Origin of the sequence: Desulfovibrio sp. ZJ746 (assembly GCF_011039155.1) — a bacterium.
Classification (GTDB): domain Bacteria; phylum Desulfobacterota; class Desulfovibrionia; order Desulfovibrionales; family Desulfovibrionaceae; genus Desulfovibrio.
Genome location: NZ_JAAKEK010000001.1, coordinates 1 through 19,589 on the forward strand (window position 1 = coordinate 1; position 19,589 = coordinate 19,589).

The 19,589-nt window shown below is 68.7% G+C and carries 21 protein-coding genes; 13 read left to right on the plus strand and 8 right to left on the minus strand.

Annotated elements, in window-relative coordinates; all coding sequences use genetic code 11:
- Positions 1-172 precede the first annotated feature (172 nt).
- The 5 genes from G7Y54_RS00005 (at position 173) to G7Y54_RS00025 (ending at position 3,524) form a co-directional block, all read left to right on the plus strand.
- On the plus strand, positions 173-1,087 hold the full coding sequence (locus G7Y54_RS00005; protein ID WP_165075023.1) for a site-specific integrase: 915 nt from the start codon (positions 173-175) through the stop codon (positions 1,085-1,087).
- 180 nt (positions 1,088-1,267) lie between these two features.
- A complete protein-coding gene (locus G7Y54_RS00010; protein WP_165075025.1) occupies positions 1,268-1,435 on the plus strand; it encodes a Com family DNA-binding transcriptional regulator in 168 nt (55 codons plus the stop codon).
- A gap of 70 nt (positions 1,436-1,505) precedes the next feature.
- A complete protein-coding gene (locus G7Y54_RS00015) occupies positions 1,506-2,222 on the plus strand; it encodes a hypothetical protein (RefSeq protein ID WP_241159304.1) in 717 nt (238 codons plus the stop codon).
- Positions 2,223-2,286: 64 nt separating this feature from the next.
- On the plus strand, positions 2,287-3,039 hold the full coding sequence (locus tag G7Y54_RS00020; protein ID WP_165075027.1) for a DNA methyltransferase: 753 nt from the start codon (positions 2,287-2,289) through the stop codon (positions 3,037-3,039).
- 44 nt (positions 3,040-3,083) lie between these two features.
- Positions 3,084-3,524, plus strand: coding sequence for a hypothetical protein (locus G7Y54_RS00025; protein ID WP_165075029.1), 441 nt, complete (start codon positions 3,084-3,086; stop codon positions 3,522-3,524).
- Here G7Y54_RS00025 and G7Y54_RS00030 read toward each other — a convergent pair.
- The 7 genes from G7Y54_RS00030 to G7Y54_RS00060 form a co-directional block, all read right to left on the minus strand.
- Positions 3,521-3,856 carry a S24 family peptidase gene (locus tag G7Y54_RS00030; RefSeq protein ID WP_165075031.1) on the minus strand — a complete coding sequence of 112 codons (336 nt, stop codon included), beginning with the start codon at positions 3,854-3,856 and terminating at the stop codon, positions 3,521-3,523. The two genes, G7Y54_RS00025 and G7Y54_RS00030, sit on opposite strands and share 4 nt — an antisense overlap.
- 82 nt (positions 3,857-3,938) lie before the next feature.
- Entirely contained in the window at positions 3,939-4,319 is a 381-nt protein-coding gene (locus G7Y54_RS00035; RefSeq protein ID WP_165075034.1) for a (deoxy)nucleoside triphosphate pyrophosphohydrolase, read from the minus strand.
- The gene (locus G7Y54_RS00040) at positions 4,316-6,328 is read right to left on the minus strand and encodes an ABC-F family ATP-binding cassette domain-containing protein (RefSeq protein ID WP_165075036.1); all 2,013 of its coding nucleotides are present in this window, start codon (positions 6,326-6,328) and stop codon (positions 4,316-4,318) included. The genes G7Y54_RS00035 and G7Y54_RS00040 overlap by 4 nt, the downstream gene beginning before the upstream one ends.
- Positions 6,325-7,401, minus strand: a complete 1,077-nt coding sequence (locus G7Y54_RS00045) for an NAD(P)-dependent oxidoreductase (RefSeq protein WP_165075038.1) — start codon at positions 7,399-7,401, stop codon at positions 6,325-6,327. The genes G7Y54_RS00040 and G7Y54_RS00045 overlap by 4 nt, the downstream gene beginning before the upstream one ends.
- A complete protein-coding gene (locus G7Y54_RS00050; protein WP_165075041.1) occupies positions 7,398-8,531 on the minus strand; it encodes a hypothetical protein in 1,134 nt (377 codons plus the stop codon). Before G7Y54_RS00050 ends, G7Y54_RS00045 begins: the two co-directional genes overlap by 4 nt.
- A 1-nt stretch (position 8,532) precedes the next feature.
- Complete coding sequence (locus G7Y54_RS00055; protein WP_165075044.1) at positions 8,533-9,459, minus strand: dihydroorotate dehydrogenase; 927 nt, start codon at positions 9,457-9,459, stop codon at positions 8,533-8,535.
- A 1-nt stretch (position 9,460) separates the two neighbouring features.
- Positions 9,461-10,279 carry a dihydroorotate dehydrogenase electron transfer subunit gene (locus G7Y54_RS00060; protein WP_165075047.1) on the minus strand — a complete coding sequence of 273 codons (819 nt, stop codon included), beginning with the start codon at positions 10,277-10,279 and terminating at the stop codon, positions 9,461-9,463.
- Positions 10,280-10,399: 120 nt separating this feature from the next.
- Between G7Y54_RS00060 and G7Y54_RS00065 the strand changes: the two genes are divergently transcribed.
- Complete coding sequence (locus tag G7Y54_RS00065; protein ID WP_241159305.1) at positions 10,400-11,536, plus strand: Xaa-Pro peptidase family protein; 1,137 nt, start codon at positions 10,400-10,402, stop codon at positions 11,534-11,536.
- Between the two features lie 37 nt (positions 11,537-11,573).
- Here G7Y54_RS00065 and G7Y54_RS00070 read toward each other — a convergent pair whose 3' ends face one another.
- On the minus strand, positions 11,574-12,170 hold the full coding sequence (locus G7Y54_RS00070) for an adenylyl-sulfate kinase (RefSeq protein WP_241159306.1): 597 nt from the start codon (positions 12,168-12,170) through the stop codon (positions 11,574-11,576).
- A 243-nt stretch (positions 12,171-12,413) separates the two neighbouring features.
- On the opposite strand from G7Y54_RS00070, the gene hisH reads away from it, so the two are divergent.
- The 7 genes from hisH to G7Y54_RS00105 all read left to right on the plus strand — a co-directional run bounded on the left by hisH (position 12,414) and on the right by G7Y54_RS00105 (position 19,587).
- Positions 12,414-13,064, plus strand: a complete 651-nt coding sequence (gene hisH, locus G7Y54_RS00075) for an imidazole glycerol phosphate synthase subunit HisH (RefSeq protein ID WP_165075050.1) — start codon at positions 12,414-12,416, stop codon at positions 13,062-13,064.
- Complete coding sequence (gene hisF / locus G7Y54_RS00080) at positions 13,043-13,822, plus strand: imidazole glycerol phosphate synthase subunit HisF (RefSeq protein ID WP_165075053.1); 780 nt, start codon at positions 13,043-13,045, stop codon at positions 13,820-13,822. The genes hisH and hisF overlap by 22 nt, the downstream gene beginning before the upstream one ends.
- An 8-nt stretch (positions 13,823-13,830) precedes the next feature.
- Positions 13,831-14,676, plus strand: coding sequence for a PP-loop family protein (locus G7Y54_RS00085; protein ID WP_241159307.1), 846 nt, complete (start codon positions 13,831-13,833; stop codon positions 14,674-14,676).
- Between the two features lie 336 nt (positions 14,677-15,012).
- The gene (locus G7Y54_RS00090) at positions 15,013-15,501 is read left to right on the plus strand and encodes a zinc ribbon domain-containing protein (RefSeq protein WP_241159308.1); all 489 of its coding nucleotides are present in this window, start codon (positions 15,013-15,015) and stop codon (positions 15,499-15,501) included.
- A 19-nt stretch (positions 15,502-15,520) separates the two neighbouring features.
- Positions 15,521-16,825, plus strand: a complete 1,305-nt coding sequence (purB, locus tag G7Y54_RS00095; protein ID WP_165075056.1) for an adenylosuccinate lyase — start codon at positions 15,521-15,523, stop codon at positions 16,823-16,825.
- A 10-nt stretch (positions 16,826-16,835) separates the two neighbouring features.
- Complete coding sequence (gene pyrE, locus G7Y54_RS00100) at positions 16,836-17,396, plus strand: orotate phosphoribosyltransferase (RefSeq protein ID WP_165075059.1); 561 nt, start codon at positions 16,836-16,838, stop codon at positions 17,394-17,396.
- Positions 17,397-17,427: 31 nt separating this feature from the next.
- Positions 17,428-19,587: a L,D-transpeptidase family protein gene (locus G7Y54_RS00105; protein ID WP_241159309.1), complete on the plus strand. Its 2,160-nt coding sequence runs from the start codon at positions 17,428-17,430 to the stop codon at positions 19,585-19,587.
- The last annotated feature ends 2 nt before the right edge of the window (positions 19,588-19,589 follow it).

The window sequence follows — 19,589 nt, forward strand, 5'->3', positions numbered from 1 at the left end:
CCACCTTGTAACACAATAATGCCGCTGCCAGTTACGGTATTATCGGAGCGATCAGTTATCACGCCAAGAGCTGTATACCCGGAACCATTTCGCACCCGGTCGCTCATCACCCCTCCCATGCTGGGAGTGACCACCGCCGATAAGCCCTCCAAGCCAAAAGGAGGGCTTATTTATGGAAATCCAAGTATTCGGCGATCTCTTGGCGGAATGGTGGGGGCGGTATCTGGCGCGAGGTTCGGCGAAATATGCCGCCGAGTGCTGGCGGCGTCTGGTGCGCGAAGTCCTGCCGACGCTGGGCGACAAGCCGCCCAAAAAAATCACGCCGCCCATGATCTTGCGCATCCTGCGCCGCATTGAGGCAAAGGGTACTTTTGCCTCGGCGCGCAAGATCAAGAGCCATATTTCGCAGGCCATGCGCTACGGTATAGCCTGCGGTGTGGTGGGCAGTGATCCCACCCGCGATCTTTCATATGCGCTCACGCCCCACAAGTCGCGCCCGCGCGCGGCCCTTACGGAGCCCGCGGCCATTGGCAGCCTCATGGCCGCTATTGAGCGCTTACGCCCGCGCAAGCGTTCCCTGTCGCTCAAGTTGCTCGCCCTGACCTTTGTACGGCCTGGAGAACTGGCTGCGGCGGAATGGGCAGAGGTCTCCTGGGATGCCGCCTTGTGGCGGATTCCGGCGGCGAGAATGAAAATGAAGCGGCCGCATATGGTTCCGCTTTCCCGCCAGGCGCTGGAGGTTTTACGCGAGCTCCACGGCCTTACTGGCGCATACGCCCATATGTTCCCAAGACGCAGGGATAAAACAATGCCCGAAAAGCCCCGTTGCCTTGGCTATGCGCTCCGCGCCCTTGGCTATGACGGCGCTACAATGACACCGCATGGCTTTCGCGCAATGGCCGCGACGACTCTTAGCGAGCTGGGCTGGCCCTCGGAAGTTATCGAGCGCCAGTTGGCCCATATTGACCGTAACCAGGTTCGCGCGGCCTACCAGCGTGGCGAGCTTATAGAGGAACGCCGCAAAATGTGCCAAGCGTGGGCCGACTGGCTCGACCTGCGCTGTGCGCGGGCCATTCTGGGCAGGTAGGCAAGACTTCGGCAGAGGCGGGGGCGCTCCCACGCCCCCACAGACGGCCCGCCGCAACGGGCCGCCACGGCCCCACGGACGGCAGTCTCACGTCCGCAGAGTATCCGCCTGCTGTTTGCCCCTTGGAGGGGCGCAAGCAGTTTAGCGGGCCGCGCATCGGGGCGCAACATGCAACGAGCCATGCGAGAGGAAACGGAGAAAGAAATCAGGTGCGGCCAGTGCCACAAGCTGCTGGCGCGAGGCTGGGCGCGCGACGCCCACATCGTTCACAAGTGCCCCCGGTGCGGGGCCTACAACACTCTGCGCGCGCTGCCGCCGCGAGCGGCGGAACCGCACAAGGCAGGATAGCCCTTTCGCCCATTGCGGGCCGCGAGCCCCAGTCCAGCAGGCCCGGAGCCTCCTCAAGGAGGTTCCGGCCGTGCGCAAGCCCTATCACCCCCCGGCCCTAAGCGCCTATTTGCCGCCCGAGGGCAACGCCCCAAGCTACCTCATGGGCGCAACAGGGCCGCAAGGTTTCGGCAGCGCCGCCCTCTATGTGGCGCAGATTCCTTTCGCGCTGGCCAGGCAGGTGATCCAGCGGCATCACTATAGCCACAGCATAGTTAATAACAGCTACCTGCACCTGGGCGTTTACCGCGAGGGGGCCTTTGAGGGCGTACTGCAATGGGGCTACGCACTTCGGCCTGCGGGGGCCGGGCGCGTGGTGGAGGGCCCCGTCCAGGGGCAATATCTCGAGCTCAACCGCATGTGGCTCTCAGACGACGCGCCACGCAATACCGAGAGCCGCGCCATAAGCTACGCTCTCAAATACATTCGCCGCGCCTGCCCCACCGTGGCCTGGGTACAGTCCTATGCGGACGAGCGTTGCAAGGGCCTGGGCGTTGTCTATCAGGCGTGCAGCTTTCTCTACTTAGGGGCGCATGTCTCGCCCTTTTACGTCCTGGACGGCGAGGTCTATCACAAGCTCAATGCCACGGCGCGCGGCCGCGGCGGCCGTGCCGCCTACCTGCGCGCCAACATAGACCGCGCCCAGGTGGTCCAGTGGCGGCAATTCCGCTATTTACGCTTTCTTAAAACGGATTGGCGGCAGCGCTTGCGCCTGCCCGTGTTGCCGTACCCCAAGCCTGGCGACTAGTGTTTACCACTGCGGGCCTTGCGCCCCAGCCGGGAGCCGCCTGACCGCCTACCGGAGCAGTTCCATGTTCAAGGTCTCACTTTCCAGCAACGTGACGCTGTTCCAGGGCGATGCCCTGGCCGTCCTTACCACTCTCCCGGATGCCAGCGTGGGCGCTATCCTTACCGACCCGCCCTATTCCAGCGGCGGCCTGACGCTTACCGAGCGGCAGGGCGACCCGGCCAAAAAGTACCGCGGCTCTTCCTTTAAACGTAGATTCCCGGCCATGCTGGGCGACGCCAAGGACCAGCATAGCTGGACCGTGTGGTGTATGCTCTGGCTTGCCGAGTGCTGGCGCATTGCCCAAGCGGGCGCGCCGCTCATGGTGTTTACGGACTGGCGGCAGCTTCCGGCCCTGGCGGACGCGGTGCAGGCCGCGGGCTGGATATGGCGGGGCATTGTTGTCTGGGACAAGCGCGTGGGGCGGCCCATGCTGGGGCGCTTCCGGCCGCAGTGCGAGTATGTGGTCTTTGCCACCAAGGGGGCTTTCGCCGCGGCCTCACGGGAGCACCTGCCGGGCGTGTTTGCGCATACCGTTAACCACGCGCGCAAGCTGCACCTGGCCAGCAAGCCCGTGCCCCTGCTGCTGGACCTTTTGGCCGTGACCTTCCCGGATGCCATAGTCCTCGACCCCTTCATGGGCGCGGGCTCGGCAGGCGAGGCGTGCGTGGCCACGGGGCGCGGCTATGTGGGCGTAGAGCTGTCCCCGGAGTATTTTGAGGTGAGCCGGGCGCGCCTTGAGGCGGCGCTTGCGGCGCGTGGCCACGCCGTCGTTTGACACGCGGCCCCGGATTGGCGAGCATCAGGCAGGAGGTGCGCCGCATGAGCGTGGACACTCTCAACAGGCAGCTTGCCAAGCTGGGGCTTGCCGGGCCGGACAATGAGCAATCCATAGGGGCCATGCAGACGGACCGCTGGGCGATTTTCGGCGACGCCAGCGGGGACAGCGTATTGATAGCGGACCGGGACGACGCGGCGCGGCAACTGCGCCAGATCATTCAGGGCGGCGCGGGCCTTTCGCGCGAGCGCTTCTGGGCAGGCGACTGGCTTGACGACGCCCCACATTTCAAGGCGCTCGATGCCCTCTGGGCGGCGCTTCCGGCGCTCCCGCGCGAGGCCACCGTGGCGATCCCGCGCAGTGCCGAGCGCCAGACCATAGGCCGCGTCAAGCGCCTGGGCAAGGATTGGCTACTGCTGGAGACGGAGACGGGCGAGTTTGCGCTGGTCCCGGCCAAGGATGCTGCCAGGTGGCGGCTGGACTAGTACAGGGCGTGCAGGCAGCCGATGACCACGCCCACAATGCGGGCATCCTCGCGCCCGGTGATATTGATGTCCGGGTACGCGGCGTTCTCGGGCCGCAGCAGCACACGGCCCGAGCGGCGATGCAGGCGCTTGACCGTGACCTCACCGCCCAGGGACGCAATGACGATCTTGCCCGAGGGCGCGTCCTCTGCCTTCTCCACCACCAGCAAGTCGCCGGGCATGATGCCAGCGCCCAGCATGGACTCGCCGGACGCGCGCAGGAAATAGGTTTTTTCCGGGTGCGGGATCACCAGATCGTCAAGGGTAAGGCATGGCAATTCAGGGGCGCTCATGGCCTCTTAAATTAAGGACGGGCTGCTCCACAAGCAAGCCCGTTTTTTTACGTTCAAAAATCGTGCCAATATCCCGCGAAACTCATTTTGAAATTTGCAAACTAAGTTTCGTTTTTTTGCAAACTAAATTTCGCTTTACAACGGGCTCGCCGTCAAACTCCGTCACATGGAAGAAGTGGAGCCGCACGCGGATGCCACGCGCAGGATACGCGTGCTCGGCCAAGCGCCAGAAGCGCGCCTCGCGCACCGTGAGGCCGAGTTCCTCCGCGAGTTCGCGGGCGAGGGCCGATTCCGCGCTTTCCCCGGCTTCGAGCTTGCCGCCCGGGAGTTCCCAGAAGCCGGCCAGCGGCTTGCCCCCGGGCCTTTGCGCGGCGAGCAGGCGCCCCCCGCGCCAGAGGATGCCCGCGGCCACGTCAATGAGCGGCAGGGCGTCGCAAGCGGGCTTTGCGGCCTCGGCCTTCATGCGTCCTTCTCCGCTCCGGCGCCATGACGGGCGCGGACTTCATCGAGCTTTGCCTCCAGCTCCGCCATTTCCTCCACCAGCGCCTCGCCACGGCCGCGGCATTCCTCGAAGCGCTTGAGCAGTTCGCCGGAGCGGGCGTGGTCGGCATAGACCTCGGGGTCGGCGAGCTGGGCTTCCGCCGCTCCCTGCTCCTCGAGCACGCGGGCGAGCTCGGCCTCCAGCTTTTCGTATTTCTCCTGCAGGGGCTTGAGCGCCTTGTGCAGGGCGTTGCGCTGGGCCGCCTCCTCGCGCTTGCGCTTTTTCTGGTCCTCACGGGAGAGGGGCGCCACGCGCGGGGCCGGCTGCGCCGCTTCCGCCGGGGCGTCCCCGCCGTCGAGGGTGAGGAGGGCGCTCGCGGAGACCCCGGCCAGCCGGGCCTTGCGCGCCGTGTCATAGGCCGCAAAATCGGGGTAGACCGTGATGCCGCGGCTATCCAGCTCCCACGCCTCGGCGCCCACCTGCGAGAGCAGCCAGCGGTCATGCGCCACCATGAGCAGGGTGCCGTCGAATTTTTGCAGCGCCCGCGCGAGGGCCTCGCGGCTTTCAAGGTCGAGATGGTTGGTGGGCTCGTCCAGAAGGAGGAAGTTGCAGCGCTTCAGGAAGAGGCTCGCCAGCACGAGGCGGCTTTTTTCGCCGCCCGAGAGCGCGCTCACCTGCCTGTCGAAATACTGCTGCCCCAGGAGGAAGAGCCCGAGCACGCTCATGAGCTCCTCCTCGGTGGTGCGCGGGTCGGCAAGGCGGCGTAGCTCGGCGAGCACCGTGGTGTCGGGCCTCAGCGTCTCCATCTGGTGCTGGGTGTAGTAGCCGAGGCGCGTGAGCGAGCCCGTGACGAGCGAGCCGCCCGTGCGCTCGAGGCTGCCGGCCAGGAGCTTGAGCAGGGTGGACTTGCCGCAGCCGTTGTGGCCCACGAGCGCGATGCGGGCCCCCCGGTACAGGGTGAAGGTGAGCGGCGGCCACATCGTCTTTCCGTCCGGGAAGTGGAAGGCCAGCTCCGCCGCCGAGAGGACGACCTTTTCCGAATGCGGGGCCTCGGGCCAGACGAAGTTGAGCTCCCGGCGCCTGGGCTCCGGGCGGTAATCCTCCAGCTCTTTTTCCAGTTTTTTCGCCATCTTCTGGCGTGACCCGGCCTGGCGGGCCTTGGTGGCCTTGGCGCGGAAGCGCTCAACGAAGGCCATTTTGCGGTCGAGCTCGTCCTGCAGGGCCTTGGCCTCGCGCTCACGCTGGGCGTTGTATTCCTCCTGGAGGCGCAAAAACTGGCTGTAGGTAGCCTTGCGGTAGACCGGCCTGGAAAGCCCGAGATAGAGGACATGGGTGCCCACATTGTCCATGAACACGCGGTCATGGGCGACAAAGACGAGGGCGCCCGAAAATTCGCGCAAAAAGCCCTCCAGCCACTCCACGGCCTCCATGTCGAGGTGGTTGGTGGGCTCGTCGAGGAGCAACACGTCCGCCCCGGCCACGAGCACGCGGGCGAGCTTGGCGCGCTCGCGCCAGCCGCCGGAAAGCTCGCGCAGGGTGCGGCCCCACTTGGCCTCGGAAAAGCCAAGGCCCGAGAGCACGGCCTTGGCGCGGTGCTCCGGGTTATAGCCGTAGACAGCCTCGAGCTCGGCCTGGCGTTCCATGAGGCGCGTGAGGCGCGCCTCGTCCCCGGCCTGGGCGGCCTGCTCCCACTGGGCCCAGAAGTCGTTCCAGTCGTGGAGCACGTCGAGCACATAGTTGAGCAGCGGCGTATCCAGCGCCTCGTCGGAAAGCTCCTGCTCCACATAGCCCAGGCGGCAGCCCTTGGGCAGCAGCACGCGGCCGCCGTCCGGCGCCTCCACGCCGGCCAAAAGCCGCAACAGGGTGGACTTGCCCGTGCCGTTGGGCCCGCAGACGCAGAGCCGTACGCCGGAATCCACCTCCAGCGAGAAATTGTTGAAGATGTCCCGGCCGCCAAAGGCCTTGGAGAGTTCCTGAACGGCGATCTTCACAGCCAGCCCTCGCGGCGGTAGCCGGCCACGGCCTCGGCCATGCCTGCTTCAAGGTCCATGCGCGGCGCGAAACCGAGATCGTCGCGGATGCGCCGGGCGTCGCAGAGCCAGCCGGGCGCCCGAGCCTCGCGGTATTTGTCAAGGTTCCAGTTTGGCGCGCGCCGGGGCGCCTGAAGGCCGCAGAGCCGCCCAAGTCGCGCGACGGCCACGCCCGCGAGGCTTGAGAGTGCCGCGGTCAGGGCCATGAGCGGCAGGGGGAGCTTCAGGATATGCACGCGCTCGCGGCCGAGCGCCACGCCCATGGCCCGGCAGAAGGAGGCCATGTCGTGGCTGGCTCCGTCATCAATATAATAGGTTCCCCGCGCGCCCTCCCCGCAGGCGAGGAGGACGGCCTGCGCCGCGTCGTCGGCATGGATGACGGAAACGGGGAAGCTGTGGAACAGTCCCGGACTCACGGCCACGCCACGGGCCACGCCCTTGAAGACCGGCAAAAGGCCCTTGTCGCCCGAGCCATAGATGATGGGCGGCCGGAGCACCACCAGCCGCTCGCCCAGCGCGCGCCCGAGGATCTCCTCGCCGAGGAGCTTGGACCAGCCATAGGCCGACACCGGGCGGCAGGGGGTGTTGGGCGCGCCGGGGCTGCCCGGGGCTTTCGCCGGGTCCGCCGCCGGGCCGGCCGCCGCGAGGCTGGAGACGAGCACGAAGCGCCTAAGCGCGGGGGAACCTTGCGCGGCCCGGGCCAGTTGGGCGGCCGCGCGGCCGTTGGCGCGCAAATAGTCCTGCCAGCCGAGCCCGAAGAGCAGGGCGGCCATGTGGATGCAGATTTCCTGGCCGGCCAGCGCGGAGGCCAAACCCTCGCCGCTGGCGCAATCGCCCCGGGCCACGGCCACGCCGGCGGGCAGCCGGCTCACGTCCGAGCCTGCGCGCGCAAGGCAGGTCACACGGGCGCCGGATTCGAGAAGCTGCGGCAAAAGATGGCCGCCAAGAAAGCCGGTGCCGCCGGTGACGAGCACGCGCTTGCCCGCGAGCTGCGCGGGGGCGGTATGGGGGGAGGGTGCCGCCGTGTCCGTCATGGCTCGTTGATCTCCCGGCGGTAGATGCGGTAGCGCTTGACGATGCGGCCGGAAAAATCCTCGATGAGGTCGTCGATGGCCACATTGTCCTCCAGCACCCACGAGCCCTCCACCCACTGGAAGTCGGGGCGCCGGCGCGCCGTCTCGAGCATGGCGTCGAGCAGCAGCAGCGGCAGGCCCAAAAGGCGGTACTCGGGCTTGATGCCGAAGAGCATGATGCGGTAGCCGCCGCGGATCTCCGCGCGCGACCGCCACCAGTGCCACGGCGCCGAAATGCCGATCTTGCCGTTCAGGCGCTTCAAGAGCGGGTTCATGTCCGGCAGGGCCACCATGCCCGCGGCCGGCTCGCCCTTGTGGAAGAAAAGCAGGAAGAAATCCGGGTCGAGGATGGTCTTGAGCTCCTTCACATGGCGCTCGGCCTCGCCGGGGGAGAGCGGCGAAAAGCCCCAGTTGTCCGCCCAGGACTCGCGGTAGATGTCGAGCATGGCGCGGATGTCCGCCGCCATGGTGGCCTTGCTCGAGGTGCGCGCCGTGAAACGGCCCTCGGCCTTGAGCCGGGCCACTTCTTCCTTGAGCCAGTCGGGCAGCTCGAGGCTCTTGCGCTCGATGAGGTAGGCGAAAAGGTCTTCCTCCTTGCGCAAGTGCCAGCTTTCCAGAAGACGGGCGTACCACGGCGGGTTCCACGGCATCATGATGGCCGGCGGCCGGTCGAAGCCGTCCACGAGCAGGCCGCAGGTGTAGTTGGTGGAGGGGTTGAGCGGGCCGCGAAGATAGGTCATGCCCTGGGCGCCCAGCCAGTCGCGCGCGGCGGCGAGCAGGCCGTGCGCGGCCCCGGGGTCGTCCTCACAGTCGAAAAAGCCGAAGGCCCCGCAGGTCTCGCCGGCGTAGGCATTGTATTTCTCGTCCACGATGGCGGCGATGCGGCCCACCGGGCGCCCGTCGCGCCACGCGAGGAAGAGCTCGCGCCGCGCCGTCTCCCAGAAAGGGTGTTTCCCGGGGGTGAGGAGGGCGCGATCCTCGCTTTTCAGCGGTGGCACCCAAAGCGGGAAGCTCCCGAGGATGCGCCAGGGCAGGTCGATAAAGGCGGAGAATTCCTCGCTCGTGCTGACGGGCCGGATGCGCGGGGCCATGCTAATCCGTCACCAGCGCGCCGGTAAGCTCGCGCGGGGATGCGGCGCCCGCGCGCTCGCAGGCGGCGGGGAGCTCCGCCACGAGGGCGAAGGCCGCGTCCGGCCGAAGGAAGTTGGCCGTGCCCACCTGAATGGCGCTCGCGCCCACGAGGAGGAATTCCAGCGCGTCGTCCGCCGTGATGATGCCGCCGAGCCCCACCACGGGGATGCGCACGGCCCGCGCCACCTGCCACACGCAGCGCAGGGCCACGGGCTTGATGGCCGGCCCGGAGAGCCCGCCCACGATGTTGGCGAGCGCCGGCCGCCGCCTCGGCAAATCAACGGCCATGCCAAGCAGGGTGTTGATGCACGAGACGCTGTCCGCCCCGGCGTCCTCCACGCTCCTGGCCATGAGGGCGATGTCCGTCACGTTGGGCGAGAGCTTGACCATGACGTGCTTGTCCGGCGCGCCCTCGCGCACGGCGCGGGTGACGGCGTGGGCGAGCTTCGGGTCCTGCCCGAAGAGGGCGCCGCCCGCGGCCACATTGGGGCAGGAGACATTGACCTCGAGGGCGGCGATGCCCGGCTCCCCGTTGAGGCGGATCGCGAGCTCGCGGAATTCCTCCGGGCTCGTGGCGTAGAGGTTGGCGACGATGGCCGTCTCGCGCCAGGGCAGATGCGGGAGCTTGAAGTTGAGGAAGGCCTCCACCCCGTCGTTCTGGAGGCCCACGGCGTTGAGCATGCCGGCCGTGGTCTCCACGATGCGCGGCCGCGGGTTGCCCTGCCTCGGCTTGAGCGACAGCCCCTTGACCACGATGCCGCCGAGGGAGGCGAGGTCGCCGTAGGGCGCGAACTCAAGGCCGCTCCCGAAGGTGCCCGAGGCCGTGAGCACGGGGTTTTTCAGGGTGAGGTCGCGGCACTGGCCCTTGAGGGTGACGGAAAGGTCCATATCAGAGCTCTACCTGGCTGGCCCAGAACACGGGCCCCTGGGTGCAGACCTGCACGGGCGTTTCGCGCGTGGCGGCCACGGGCCACGCGGCCGTGGTGCGCGTCACGCAGCCGAGGCAGGCGCCCACGCCGCAGGCCATGCGGTTTTCGAGCGAGAGCTGGGCCCGCGCGCCGAAGGTGGCGGCGAGCCGCTGCACGGTCAGGAGGAAGGGGCGCGGCCCGCAGGCGAGCACGAGGCCGTGCTGCTCCGCATTGTCGCGGATGCGCTCCTGCAGGGTGAAGATGAAATCGTCGAGGTCGCCGGATTCGGGCTCGCGCAGGGTGTCCACGGGGATGCGCTCGTTGATGCTGTCCACCGGGTAGCAGCCCAGGGGCTCGCGGTGCCCGAAGAGCATGGTGAGGTTCCACGGCTGCGGGTGCCGGTTCACATAGCCCACGAAGGGCACGATGCCCATGCCGCCGGCGAGCAGCAGGGTGGGCGTGTCCTCCTCCATGGCGAAGCCGTTGCCGAGCGGCCCCCAGACGCGCACTTCGTCGCCGGGGGCGAGCTTCGCCATGCGCTGCGTGCCCCGCCCGTGGACCTGGAAAAAGCAGATGAGGTGCCGGGCCGTCATGTGGCAGATGCCGAAAGGCCGCGCCCACGGGATCTCAAGCCCGAAGGAGAGCGGCCGCACCATGACGAACTGGCCGGGGCGCCAGCGGTTCCAGTCGGGCCAGTCGGGGCGGGAGAGGCGCAGGGCGAAGAAGCGGTGCTCCGGCCCGGTCTGGCCGAAGGGCACCAGGTCGAGGACCGTGAGCAGGCTCGAGGATGGAGTGGACATGGCGTTGCTATACTCCGGGAGGGGCGGCACGGTCAACCGAGGGCCGGCCGGCGCCTGCGGTGGCCGGGGCTTTCCCCCGCGGGCTTTGCGCGCTAGCATGCGCAAGCAGAGGAGGAGAGCATGGAAACACTGGCAGGCGAAGAAAGGGAAACGGGCGCAAGCCCCGAGGCGCGCGCGATGTATGCGGCGAGGCGCGACAGGCTGCGCGGCCTCATGGCCGAACGCGGGCTCGACGCCCTCCTGGTGAACCGGGCGCCCAACCGCTTCTATCTCTCCGGCTTCGAGCTCCATGACCCGCAATGCAACGAGAGCGCGGGCGCGCTCGTCATCACGGCGGACGGGCGCGACTGGCTGGCCACGGACGCGCGCTACACCGACGCGGCCGCGCGCCTCTGGGACGAGGACCGCATCTTCCGCTACGGCGGCGACGCCGCGCGTGACCTCGCCGGCCTGTTGCGGCGCTCGGGCGCGCGCGCGGGCTTTGAGGCCAAGGGGGTGAGCTTCGCCTTCGGGCGGGAGCTTATCACCCATGCCGGGCGCTTCCCCGCGCTTGAGGCGGCGGACGGCCTTGTGGAGCGGCTTCGGCGCCGCAAGGAGCCGGCGGAGATCGCGGCCATGGAAAAGAGTTTCGCCCTCAACCACAGGCTCATGCGCCATGTGGAGGAGGGCCTTGCCCGCGGCGAGTGGCGCGGGCGCGAGGAGCGCGAACTGGCGTGGGAGATCGAGCGCTTCTTCCGCGAGAACGGGGCCGAAGGCCTCGCCTTTGCGAGCATCGTGGCCGCGGGGCCCAACGGGGCGCTCCCGCACGCCATCCCCGGGAGAACGCGCATCCCGGCCGAGGGGCCGGTATTGGTGGATGTGGGCTGCCGGGTGGACAGCTACTGTTCTGACCAGACGCGCACCTTCTGGGCCGGGGACGCGCCGGGCAAGGAATTTTCGCGCACGCTTTCGCTGGTGCGCGAGGCGCAGGCCGCGGCCATGGCCGTGATGAAGCCGTGCGTGGCCTTCGCCGAGGTCTACGCGGCGGCGGCGGCCGTGTTCGCCGGCGCCGGGGTGGAAAAGCGCTTCACCCACGGCCTCGGGCACGGCGTGGGCCTCGAGACGCACGAGGCGCCGAGCCTGTCCCCGCGCGCCACGGGCGCGCTCCTTCCGGGCATGACCGTCACCGTGGAGCCGGGCCTGTACTATCCCGAGTGGGGCGGCGTGCGCTGGGAGCACACGGTGCTCGTCACGGAAGACGGCATCCGGGCTTTCTGAGGCCGGAGCCCCCCAACCCGGTCCCGGGGGCACCGCCCTACTGTTTCAGGCAGTGCACGGAGGCCGGGGGCAGCGGCAGCACGGGCGAGCGCAGGTCCTCGCGGAATTCGCGCCAGCTGCGGCTCACGTTGAGCGCGTCCTCGGCCACATCGCGCAGCGCCACATAACTTTCCGCCAGGGTGAGGCGGTCGGTGTCGATGACGGCGTCGGCGCGCAGCGGTTCGTCAAAGGCGTCGGCCACGCCGGTGAGGCGCTCGAGCTCGCCGCGGGCCGCGCGGGCGTAGAGGCCCTTGGTATCGCGGTCGACAAGGGTCTTGAGCGCGCAGCGCACCCAGATCTCGCGGTAAAGCGGGATCTGCTCGCGGTTTTTGCGGCGCATGCACTCATAGGGCGTGATGGCGGTCACGATGCAGACCTTGCCCTGGGCGTGCAGCTGGAGCGCGTGCTCGCGCATGGCGTCGATATTGCGGATGCGGTCGGCGGGCGTGAAGCCCGTGAACCCGAACTGCCGCCTGAAGGCGTCGCCGTCCACATGGGCCACATTGTGGCCCTGGCTTTCAAGATGCAGCCGAAGCAGGGAGCCGAGCGTGGTCTTGCCGCTGCCGGAGAGTCCAAGCAACCAGATAACGGGCATGATGCGAACCTCGTGTACGGCCGGCGGCGGGGCCGCCGGGCCATGGCTTTGCGCCGTTGATGTTTGCCTGGACATTTGCAAGAAGCCGGCCAAACCTTGAAACACAAGGCTTTTGCGCTGGCCGCGTGAGCTTTTTGACGCCGGCGCGGCTGGCGGGGTGCGCGGCTGTACAGGCGCGCCAAAGCGGGATAGGCTCGCCTTCCGCCCTGAGCCTGCGGGCGCGAGTGAAAGCCGGGAGGGACGATGCTCGCCATTGTGGATTACGGAGCCGGAAACCTGACAAGCGTGCGCCGCGCGCTCGAGCATTGCGGCATCCCCAGCGTGGTGACCGCGAGCCCGGATGAACTGCTCGCCGCGGAGGGCGTCATCTTTCCCGGGGTGGGCGCGGCCGGGCAGGCCATGCAGGCCCTTGCGGACGCCGGGCTCGAGGGGCCCCTGCGCGAGATCGTGGCGGCCGGGCGCCCCTTTCTCGGCATCTGCCTCGGCTGCCAGATATTGCTTGAGCGGAGCGAGGAGGGCGATGTGACGACCTTGGGCCTCGCGCCCGGCGTGTGCCGCCGCTTCCCCCCGGACATGCTGGAGGAGGACGGCACGCCCGCCCCGGTGCCGCACATGGGCTGGAACCGCCTCGACATGGTGCGCCCCTCGCGCCTTTTGGCGGGCATCGGCCCGGACGCGGAATTTTATTTCGTCCACAGCTATTATGTGGACACCGAGCCGGGCCTCGAGATCGCGCGCACGCGCTATGGTTGCGAGTTCTGCTCGGTCTACGGGCGCGACGGCTTCTGGGCCGTGCAGTTCCACCCCGAAAAGAGCGGGCGCCCGGGCCTTGCGCTGCTGGAAAATTTTTATGCCTATTGCCGGGAGGCCGCATGCTCTCGAAACGGGTCATAGTCTGCCTCGATGTGCGCGACGGGCGCCTCACCAAGGGCGTGCGCTTCACCGGCAACGAGGACATCGGCGACCCTGTGGAAAGCGCGCGCCGCTATTATGAGGAAGGCGCGGACGAGATCGTCTTTTACGACATCACGGCCTCGGCCGAGCGCCGGGGCATCTTTCTTGATGTGGTCAGGCGCGTGGCGCGCGAGATCTTCATCCCCTTTTCCGTGGGCGGCGGCGTGGCGAGCGTGGCCGACATGCGCGCCGTGCTGCTCGCCGGGGCGGAGAAGGTGTCGGTCAATTCCGCGGCCGTGCGCGACCCGGAGCTCGTGGCCCGCGGGGCCGAGGCCTTCGGCTCGCAGGCCATGGTGGTGGGCATGGACGTGCTCGCCGTGCCGCCCACCGAGACGGTGCCCTCGGGCTATGAGATCGTGGTCCACGGCGGGCGCAAGCGCACCGGGCTCGACGCTCTGGCCTGGGCGCGCCGCTGCGAGGCCCTGGGCGCGGGCGAACTCTGCGTCAATTCCATCGACGCCGACGGCACGCGCGACGGCTATGAACTCAGGCTCACCCGCGCCATCGCCGACGCCGTGAACATCCCGGTCATCGCCTCGGGCGGCGCCGGCGAGCCCGGGCACCTCCTCGCCGCCGTCACCGAGGGGCGGGCCTCGGCGGCGCTCGTGGCCTCCATCGTGCATTTCGGGCAGTACAGCATCCGCGCCTGCAAGAAATGCCTCGCAGAGGGCGGCGTGCGGACACGCCTCACATGGTAGGGGCTCACATGGCAGAGGCTTGCGTGCCGGGGGGGCTCGAGGCGAAGGCCGCGCGCCTCGGCGAAGTGCTTGCCCAAATCCCGCGTATGGCCGTGGCCTTTTCCGGCGGCCTCGACAGCCGCTTTCTCTGCCACGCGGCGCAAAGGGCCGGTTGCGACCTCCTGCTCATCCATGGCGCGGGGCCGCACGTGCCGGGGGAGGAAAGCGTCGGCGCGCAGGAATGGGCGCGGGCGCGGGGGCTCAGGCTCATCACCTTCGTCCATGATCCGCTTGGCCTGCCGGAAGTGGCGGTCAACAGCCGCGAGCGCTGCTATGCCTGCAAGCGGGCGCTCCTCGGCGGCATGCGCGCGGCGCTTGTGTCCTGCGGGGAGGAGGAACTCGTCCTCTGCGACGGCGGGAATCTGGACGACCAGCGCGCCTTCCGGCCCGGGCTTCGGGCGGTGGCCGAGGCCCGCGTGCGTTCGCCGCTGGCCGAGGCCGGGCTTGCCAAGGCGGATATCCGCGAGCTCGCGCGGGCCACGGGCCTTGACCGCCCTGACCAGCCGGCGCGGCCCTGCCTGCTCACGCGGCTCGCCTATGGCATGGAGCCCACGGCGGCGCTTTTGGCGCGCGTGGCCAGGGCTGAGGCCGAGCTTGGCGCGCTGGACGCCGCCGACAGGGCGGACTTCGGGGCGGCGGCCGGTTTCGGCGAATTCCGCCTGCGCCTCAAGCCTGCGCCGGTCTTTCAGTGCAGCCGCGTGCCCGCGCGGCTCACGGCAGCCCTTGAGGAAATCATGGCCGCGCACGGCTTCACGCCCTTCAGCGTAGTGACGGGCGAGAAGGTGAGCGGCTTTTTTGACGCGGAAACACGCTGATATGCGGCCTCGCGGGCTGGACTTTCCCGCGGGGATGTCCTATTCATAAGCACTTCTGCTGCGAACGCAGTGCGCGCGGCACTGAAGATCATTTCTGGAGGAGAAAAGACCCATGGCCCACAAGAAGATCGAGCGCAAGAAAGAGCTGGACCGCCGCCGCAAACGTCGCGCCGAGCGCATGAAGCTCCGTTTCCGCGAAGCGCGCAGCGGCCTCAAGGCCTGAGTGCGTCCGCGCCGCTCAGGGGTGAGCCCGGGGCGGGCGCGGCACGGGTTTTCCGCCGCGGAGGGCGGCGGTTTTGCGTCAGTGGTCAAGAAGGACGGCCGGCGCGCTTTTGCGTGCCCGGCGTTCTGTGCGTTTTTCAGGCCGCGGGCCGCGAGCGTGGCCGGCGGCGCAACCTCAAGGGAGACGGCTTCCGGCGCCCCGCCGGGCCGCAGTTCTTCGCCATGCCGATTTACGAATATCAATGCCCCAAGTGCGGCAACATCTTTGAGGAATGGGCCAAGGCCTCCGAATCGCACAAGGAGGAACCGTGCCCCCAGTGCGGCACGCCCTCGCCGCGCATCATCTCGCGCACGTCCTTCGTGCTCAAGGGCGACGGCTGGTATGTGAGCGATTACGGCTACCGCAAGGGCATCACCGAGGACGGCGGCGGCGGCGCGGCCGTGCCCGCCCCGAGCACCCCCACCACGCCGGCCAAGCAGGGCGAGAAGGCCCTTGCCAAGGCGGACGCCAAGCCCGCCAAGGCCGAAGCCGCGCCCAAGGCCGAAAAGGCCGCCAAGCCCGCCAAGGCCAAGGCCGCGGCCAACGGCGCCAAGAAGGCGTGACCCGCCCCGCGAGGAAGGCATGATCGAACGCTATACCCGGCCGGAAATGGGCCGCATCTGGACTCTGGAAAACCGCTACCGGGCATGGCTCGCCGTGGAGCTCGCCGTGTGCGAGGCCTGGGCAGAGCTCGGCCGCGTGCCGGCCGAGGCCGTGGCCGTCATCCGCGAGAAGGCGGACATCGACGTTGACCGCATCCTCGCCATCGAGGAAGTGACGCGGCATGATGTCATCGCCTTTTTGACCTCGCTGGAAGAGAAAGTCGGCCCCGAGGCGCGCTTCATCCACTTGGGCTGCACCTCGTCCGACATCGTGGATACGGCCAATGCCCTGCTCCTCCAGCAGGCCGGGGCGCTCATCCTCGAGGACATCGACGCCCTGCTCGCCACCCTCAAGGACCTCGCCGGGCGGCACAAAGGCGTGCTCTGCATGGGCCGCACCCATGGCATCCACGCCGAGCCCACCAGTTTCGGGCTCAAGATGGCCGGCTTTTACGCCGAATTTTCCCGCCATCGCCGCCGCGTGCGCGAGGCGCTCGATAATATCCGCGTGGGCAAGCTCTCCGGCGCGGTGGGCACCTACGCCTTCGTGACGCCCGAGGTGGAAAAGCTGGCCCTGGAGCGCCTAGGCCTCAGGGTGGACCCGCACTCCACCCAGATCGTCCAGCGCGACCGCTATTCGCAATTCTTCTGCGCGCTCGCCATCCTGGGCGGCGGCATCGAGCGCCTCGCCGTGGAGCTCAGGCACCTCCAGCGCACCGAGGTGCTGGAGGCGGAAGAGGGCTTCGGCAAGGGCCAGAAGGGCTCCTCGGCCATGCCACACAAGAAGAACCCCATTTCGGCCGAAAATCTCTGCGGCCTCTCGCGCCTCTTGCGCGGCAACGCCCTCGCCGCCCTGGAGGACCAGGCCTTGTGGCACGAGCGCGACATCAGCCATTCCTCGGTGGAGCGCGTCATCATGCCCGATTCCACCATCATCACCGACTACGCGCTGGCGCGCCTCACCCGGGTGCTTTCGGGCCTCGTGACGCACCCGGAGCGCATGCGGGAAAATATGGACCGCTCCTTCGGGCTCTATTTCTCGCAGCGGGTGCTCACCGCGCTCATTGCCACGGGCATGCCCCGGCAGGAGGCGTACGAGGCCGTGCAGCGCCTCGCCATGGAGAGCTGGCGGAGCCGCCGCCCCTTCCCGGAACTCGTGAAGGCGGACGCGGCCATCGCCGGGCGCCTGGGCGCGGAGCTCGACGGCCTTTTCGACCCGGCCTATTACCTGCGCCACGAGGACGCCATTTTCGCCCGCGTCTTCGGCCCGGACGCGGAAAACTAGCGGAGGCCCCATGCAGCAGGAGCAAAAGCGCCGCCTCGCCCGCATCCTCAAGGAAAAATCCTACCGGGAGGGGGATTTCGTCCTCGCTTCGGGCCGCAGGAGCGACTATTATTTCGATTGCCGCGTCACCGCGCTCTCGGCCGAGGGCTCGTGGCTCATCGGCTCGCTCTTCAACGACCTTCTTTCCGACCTCGCCATCCGCGGCGTGGGCGGCATGACCCTCGGCGCCGACCCCTTGGTCACGGCCACCACGGTCATCTCGTGGGAGCGCGGCCGCCCGTTGCACGGGCTTATCGTGCGCAAGGAGGCCAAGGGCCACGGCACCGGGCAGTTCGTGGAAGGGCTCGGCAATTTCGCGCCGGGCGACGCCGTCGCCATGCTCGAGGATGTGGTGACGACCGGCGGCTCCCTGCTCAAGGCCTGTGAGCGCGTGCGCGACGCGGGCCTCGAGATCGCGGCCGTCTGCGCCATCCTCGACCGGGAGGAGGGCGGCCGCGAGGCCATCGCCGAGGCGGGCTACAACCTGCTCTCGCTCTTCACCCGCAAGGAGCTCGTCGACCTTGCCCGCTGAACGCGCCAGAGGGCCGCGTGCGCGCATGCTCATGGCGTGCGCACTTGCGGCGTGCCTCCTTTCCGGGGGCGCCCTGACCGCGCCCCCGGCCGCGCTGGCCGACAACTGGCAGGCCACCCTGCGCAACGAGGGGCTGCCGTCCAAGCTCGTGGGCGTGGACAAGAAGCACAAGACCTTCCATTATTTTGAAAAAAAGAGCCCGCTCAAGCTCCGCTATTCCTACCCCTGCGTGACGGGCCAGCTTGACGGCGACAAGCAGCAGGTGAACGACCTGAAGACGCCCGAGGGCGTGTACTTTGTGGAATACAAGATCGCGGGCGGCCTCGACTTCCGCGAATACGGCGGCATCGCCTATACCCTGAACTACCCGAACCCGGTGGACCGCCTGCGCGGCAAGACCGGCCACGGCATCTGGATCCACAGCAAGGGCTTCGACCTCGTGCCCACCAAGGGCTGCGTGGCCATCGGCCTCAAGGACATCGCCGAAGTGGGCCCCCTGCTCACGCCGGGCACGGCCGTGGTGCTCGCCGAGGAGTTCGACGCCGCCCGCCAGCCCGCGCCGGACGACGGCACGGCCGCGGAGCTTCGCGGCCTTATGCGCGACTGGAGCGACGCCTGGGCCTCGCGCTCCGACGCGCTCTTCGATTTTTACGACGCCCCTGCCTATTCCCGCGCCACCGAGGATTTCGGCGCCTTCCGCCGCAACAAGGAACGGCTCTTCAAGATCCTGAGCTTCATCAAGATCTACAACCGCGAGATCCACGCCCTCGAAGGCCCCGGCTACTGGGTCACGTGGTCGGAGCAGTTCTACACCGCCTCCAACCTTTCCACCGAGGGTATCCGGCGCCTCTACTGGCAAAAGGGCGGCGACGGCAAGTTCCGCATCGTGGGCATGGAGTGGACGCCGCGCGACGTGGGCATGCAGGCGGATTTCAAGCAGGGGCGGCTCGTGGCCGAGGCGCCGCGCAACGTGCGCACGGACGCCGGTGGCGCGGACCCGGAAATGCCCGTGGCCCCCAGGCTCGACATGCCCGAGGCCCCGGCCGTCGGCGCCGTGGCCGCTCCGGCAAAACCCGTTGCGGCCGGCGCGGAACAGCAGCCCAAGGCCGGCCCGGCCATCGCGGCGGCTGCCGCGTCGGCTGATGCGGGGCAGCTCGTCGCCATCAGCGACCCGCTCGTGCCGCGCAAAACGCCCGTGGCGCCGCCGGCGGAGATCACCTGGGGCAGCGGCAGGAGCATGGACGCGCGCCAGGGCGCGCCCGGCGCGGAGGCGCCCCCGGCCGTTCCGGCGCCCGGGCCTGCCGAGACGCCCGCGACCCCGCCGCAGGAGCCTGCGCCCGCTGCCGCACCCCCCCAGGCCGTGACCCCGGCCCCACAAGCCGCCCCGGTCCCGGAAGCGGCGCCCGCGCAGGAGGCGGCGCCGCAAGCCTTCACCGCCGAGGACAAGGCCGCGCTCGCCCGGGACGTGCGCGCCTGGAACAAGGCCTTCGCCGAGCGCTCCGCCGACATCGCCGATTTTTACGACCGCAAGGAATATAACCGCCTGCCGCATGCGCTGGGCGTGCCGCGCGGGCCTTCCTATGACAGCGCCATGCGCGCCCTGCAGCGGGAGTTCCGCCAGCCGTGGATGCGCGTGGTGGAGCGCGAGCCCGTGCTGGAATACCACTACCCGGTGGCCGTGAGCCGCTGCGAGCAGATGGTCGTGGGCCCCGAGGGCGCGGTGCAGGGCTTGCGGACGCTCTGGTGGCGCAAGGACGCCGATGGCGAGTTCCGCATCGTGGGCTCGGAGTTCAAGCCCGGCGAGTACGGGCTCGCGGCCGATTATCTGGAGCTCGTGAGCGGCGAGGTGAGCCGCGCCGTGGAGGCCTGGCGCAAGGCCTGGGAAGGCGCCCGGGTGGACGATTACATGGCTTTTTACACGCCGGACGCCGTGCAAGGGGGCCGCGCGGGCAGCCGCACCATCCGCAGCCAGAAGGAAGGCCTCTGGGGCCGCGTCAAGCCGACCATGGTCAATCTTTCGGGCCTGCGCCTCGCCATGGACAGGCGCGGCATCCGCGCGGACATGACTCAGGCCTATGCGGACAGCGCCGGCCGCAGCGACCGCGGCGTGAAGACGCTGCTTTTGCGCTATGACGGCAAGGACTGGCGCATCCAGCGCGAGGACTGGGCCCCCGAGGCCCCGGCGAGGTAGGC

Bases quoted from the DNA above. Each gene is read 5' to 3' on its own strand.
- G7Y54_RS00030 (WP_165075031.1), bottom strand. From the start codon at position 3,856: ATGAGCGCCCCTGAATTGCCATGCCTTACCCTTGACGATCTGGTGATC.
- G7Y54_RS00025 (WP_165075029.1), top strand. From the start codon at position 3,084: ATGAGCGTGGACACTCTCAACAGGCAGCTTGCCAAGCTGGGGCTTGCC.
- G7Y54_RS00045 (WP_165075038.1), bottom strand. From the start codon at position 7,401: ATGACGGACACGGCGGCACCCTCCCCCCATACCGCCCCCGCGCAGCTC.
- G7Y54_RS00060 (WP_165075047.1), bottom strand. From the start codon at position 10,279: ATGTCCACTCCATCCTCGAGCCTGCTCACGGTCCTCGACCTGGTGCCC.
- G7Y54_RS00005 (WP_165075023.1), top strand. From the start codon at position 173: ATGGAAATCCAAGTATTCGGCGATCTCTTGGCGGAATGGTGGGGGCGG.
- hisF (WP_165075053.1), top strand. From the start codon at position 13,043: ATGCTCTCGAAACGGGTCATAGTCTGCCTCGATGTGCGCGACGGGCGC.
- G7Y54_RS00085 (WP_241159307.1), top strand. From the start codon at position 13,831: ATGGCAGAGGCTTGCGTGCCGGGGGGGCTCGAGGCGAAGGCCGCGCGC.
- G7Y54_RS00035 (WP_165075034.1), bottom strand. From the start codon at position 4,319: ATGAAGGCCGAGGCCGCAAAGCCCGCTTGCGACGCCCTGCCGCTCATT.
- G7Y54_RS00055 (WP_165075044.1), bottom strand. From the start codon at position 9,459: ATGGACCTTTCCGTCACCCTCAAGGGCCAGTGCCGCGACCTCACCCTG.
- G7Y54_RS00050 (WP_165075041.1), bottom strand. From the start codon at position 8,531: ATGGCCCCGCGCATCCGGCCCGTCAGCACGAGCGAGGAATTCTCCGCC.
- hisH (WP_165075050.1), top strand. From the start codon at position 12,414: ATGCTCGCCATTGTGGATTACGGAGCCGGAAACCTGACAAGCGTGCGC.
- purB (WP_165075056.1), top strand. From the start codon at position 15,521: ATGATCGAACGCTATACCCGGCCGGAAATGGGCCGCATCTGGACTCTG.
- G7Y54_RS00065 (WP_241159305.1), top strand. From the start codon at position 10,400: ATGGAAACACTGGCAGGCGAAGAAAGGGAAACGGGCGCAAGCCCCGAG.
- G7Y54_RS00105 (WP_241159309.1), top strand. From the start codon at position 17,428: ATGGCGTGCGCACTTGCGGCGTGCCTCCTTTCCGGGGGCGCCCTGACC.
- G7Y54_RS00020 (WP_165075027.1), top strand. From the start codon at position 2,287: ATGTTCAAGGTCTCACTTTCCAGCAACGTGACGCTGTTCCAGGGCGAT.
- pyrE (WP_165075059.1), top strand. From the start codon at position 16,836: ATGCAGCAGGAGCAAAAGCGCCGCCTCGCCCGCATCCTCAAGGAAAAA.
- G7Y54_RS00070 (WP_241159306.1), bottom strand. From the start codon at position 12,170: ATGCCCGTTATCTGGTTGCTTGGACTCTCCGGCAGCGGCAAGACCACG.
- G7Y54_RS00010 (WP_165075025.1), top strand. From the start codon at position 1,268: ATGCGAGAGGAAACGGAGAAAGAAATCAGGTGCGGCCAGTGCCACAAG.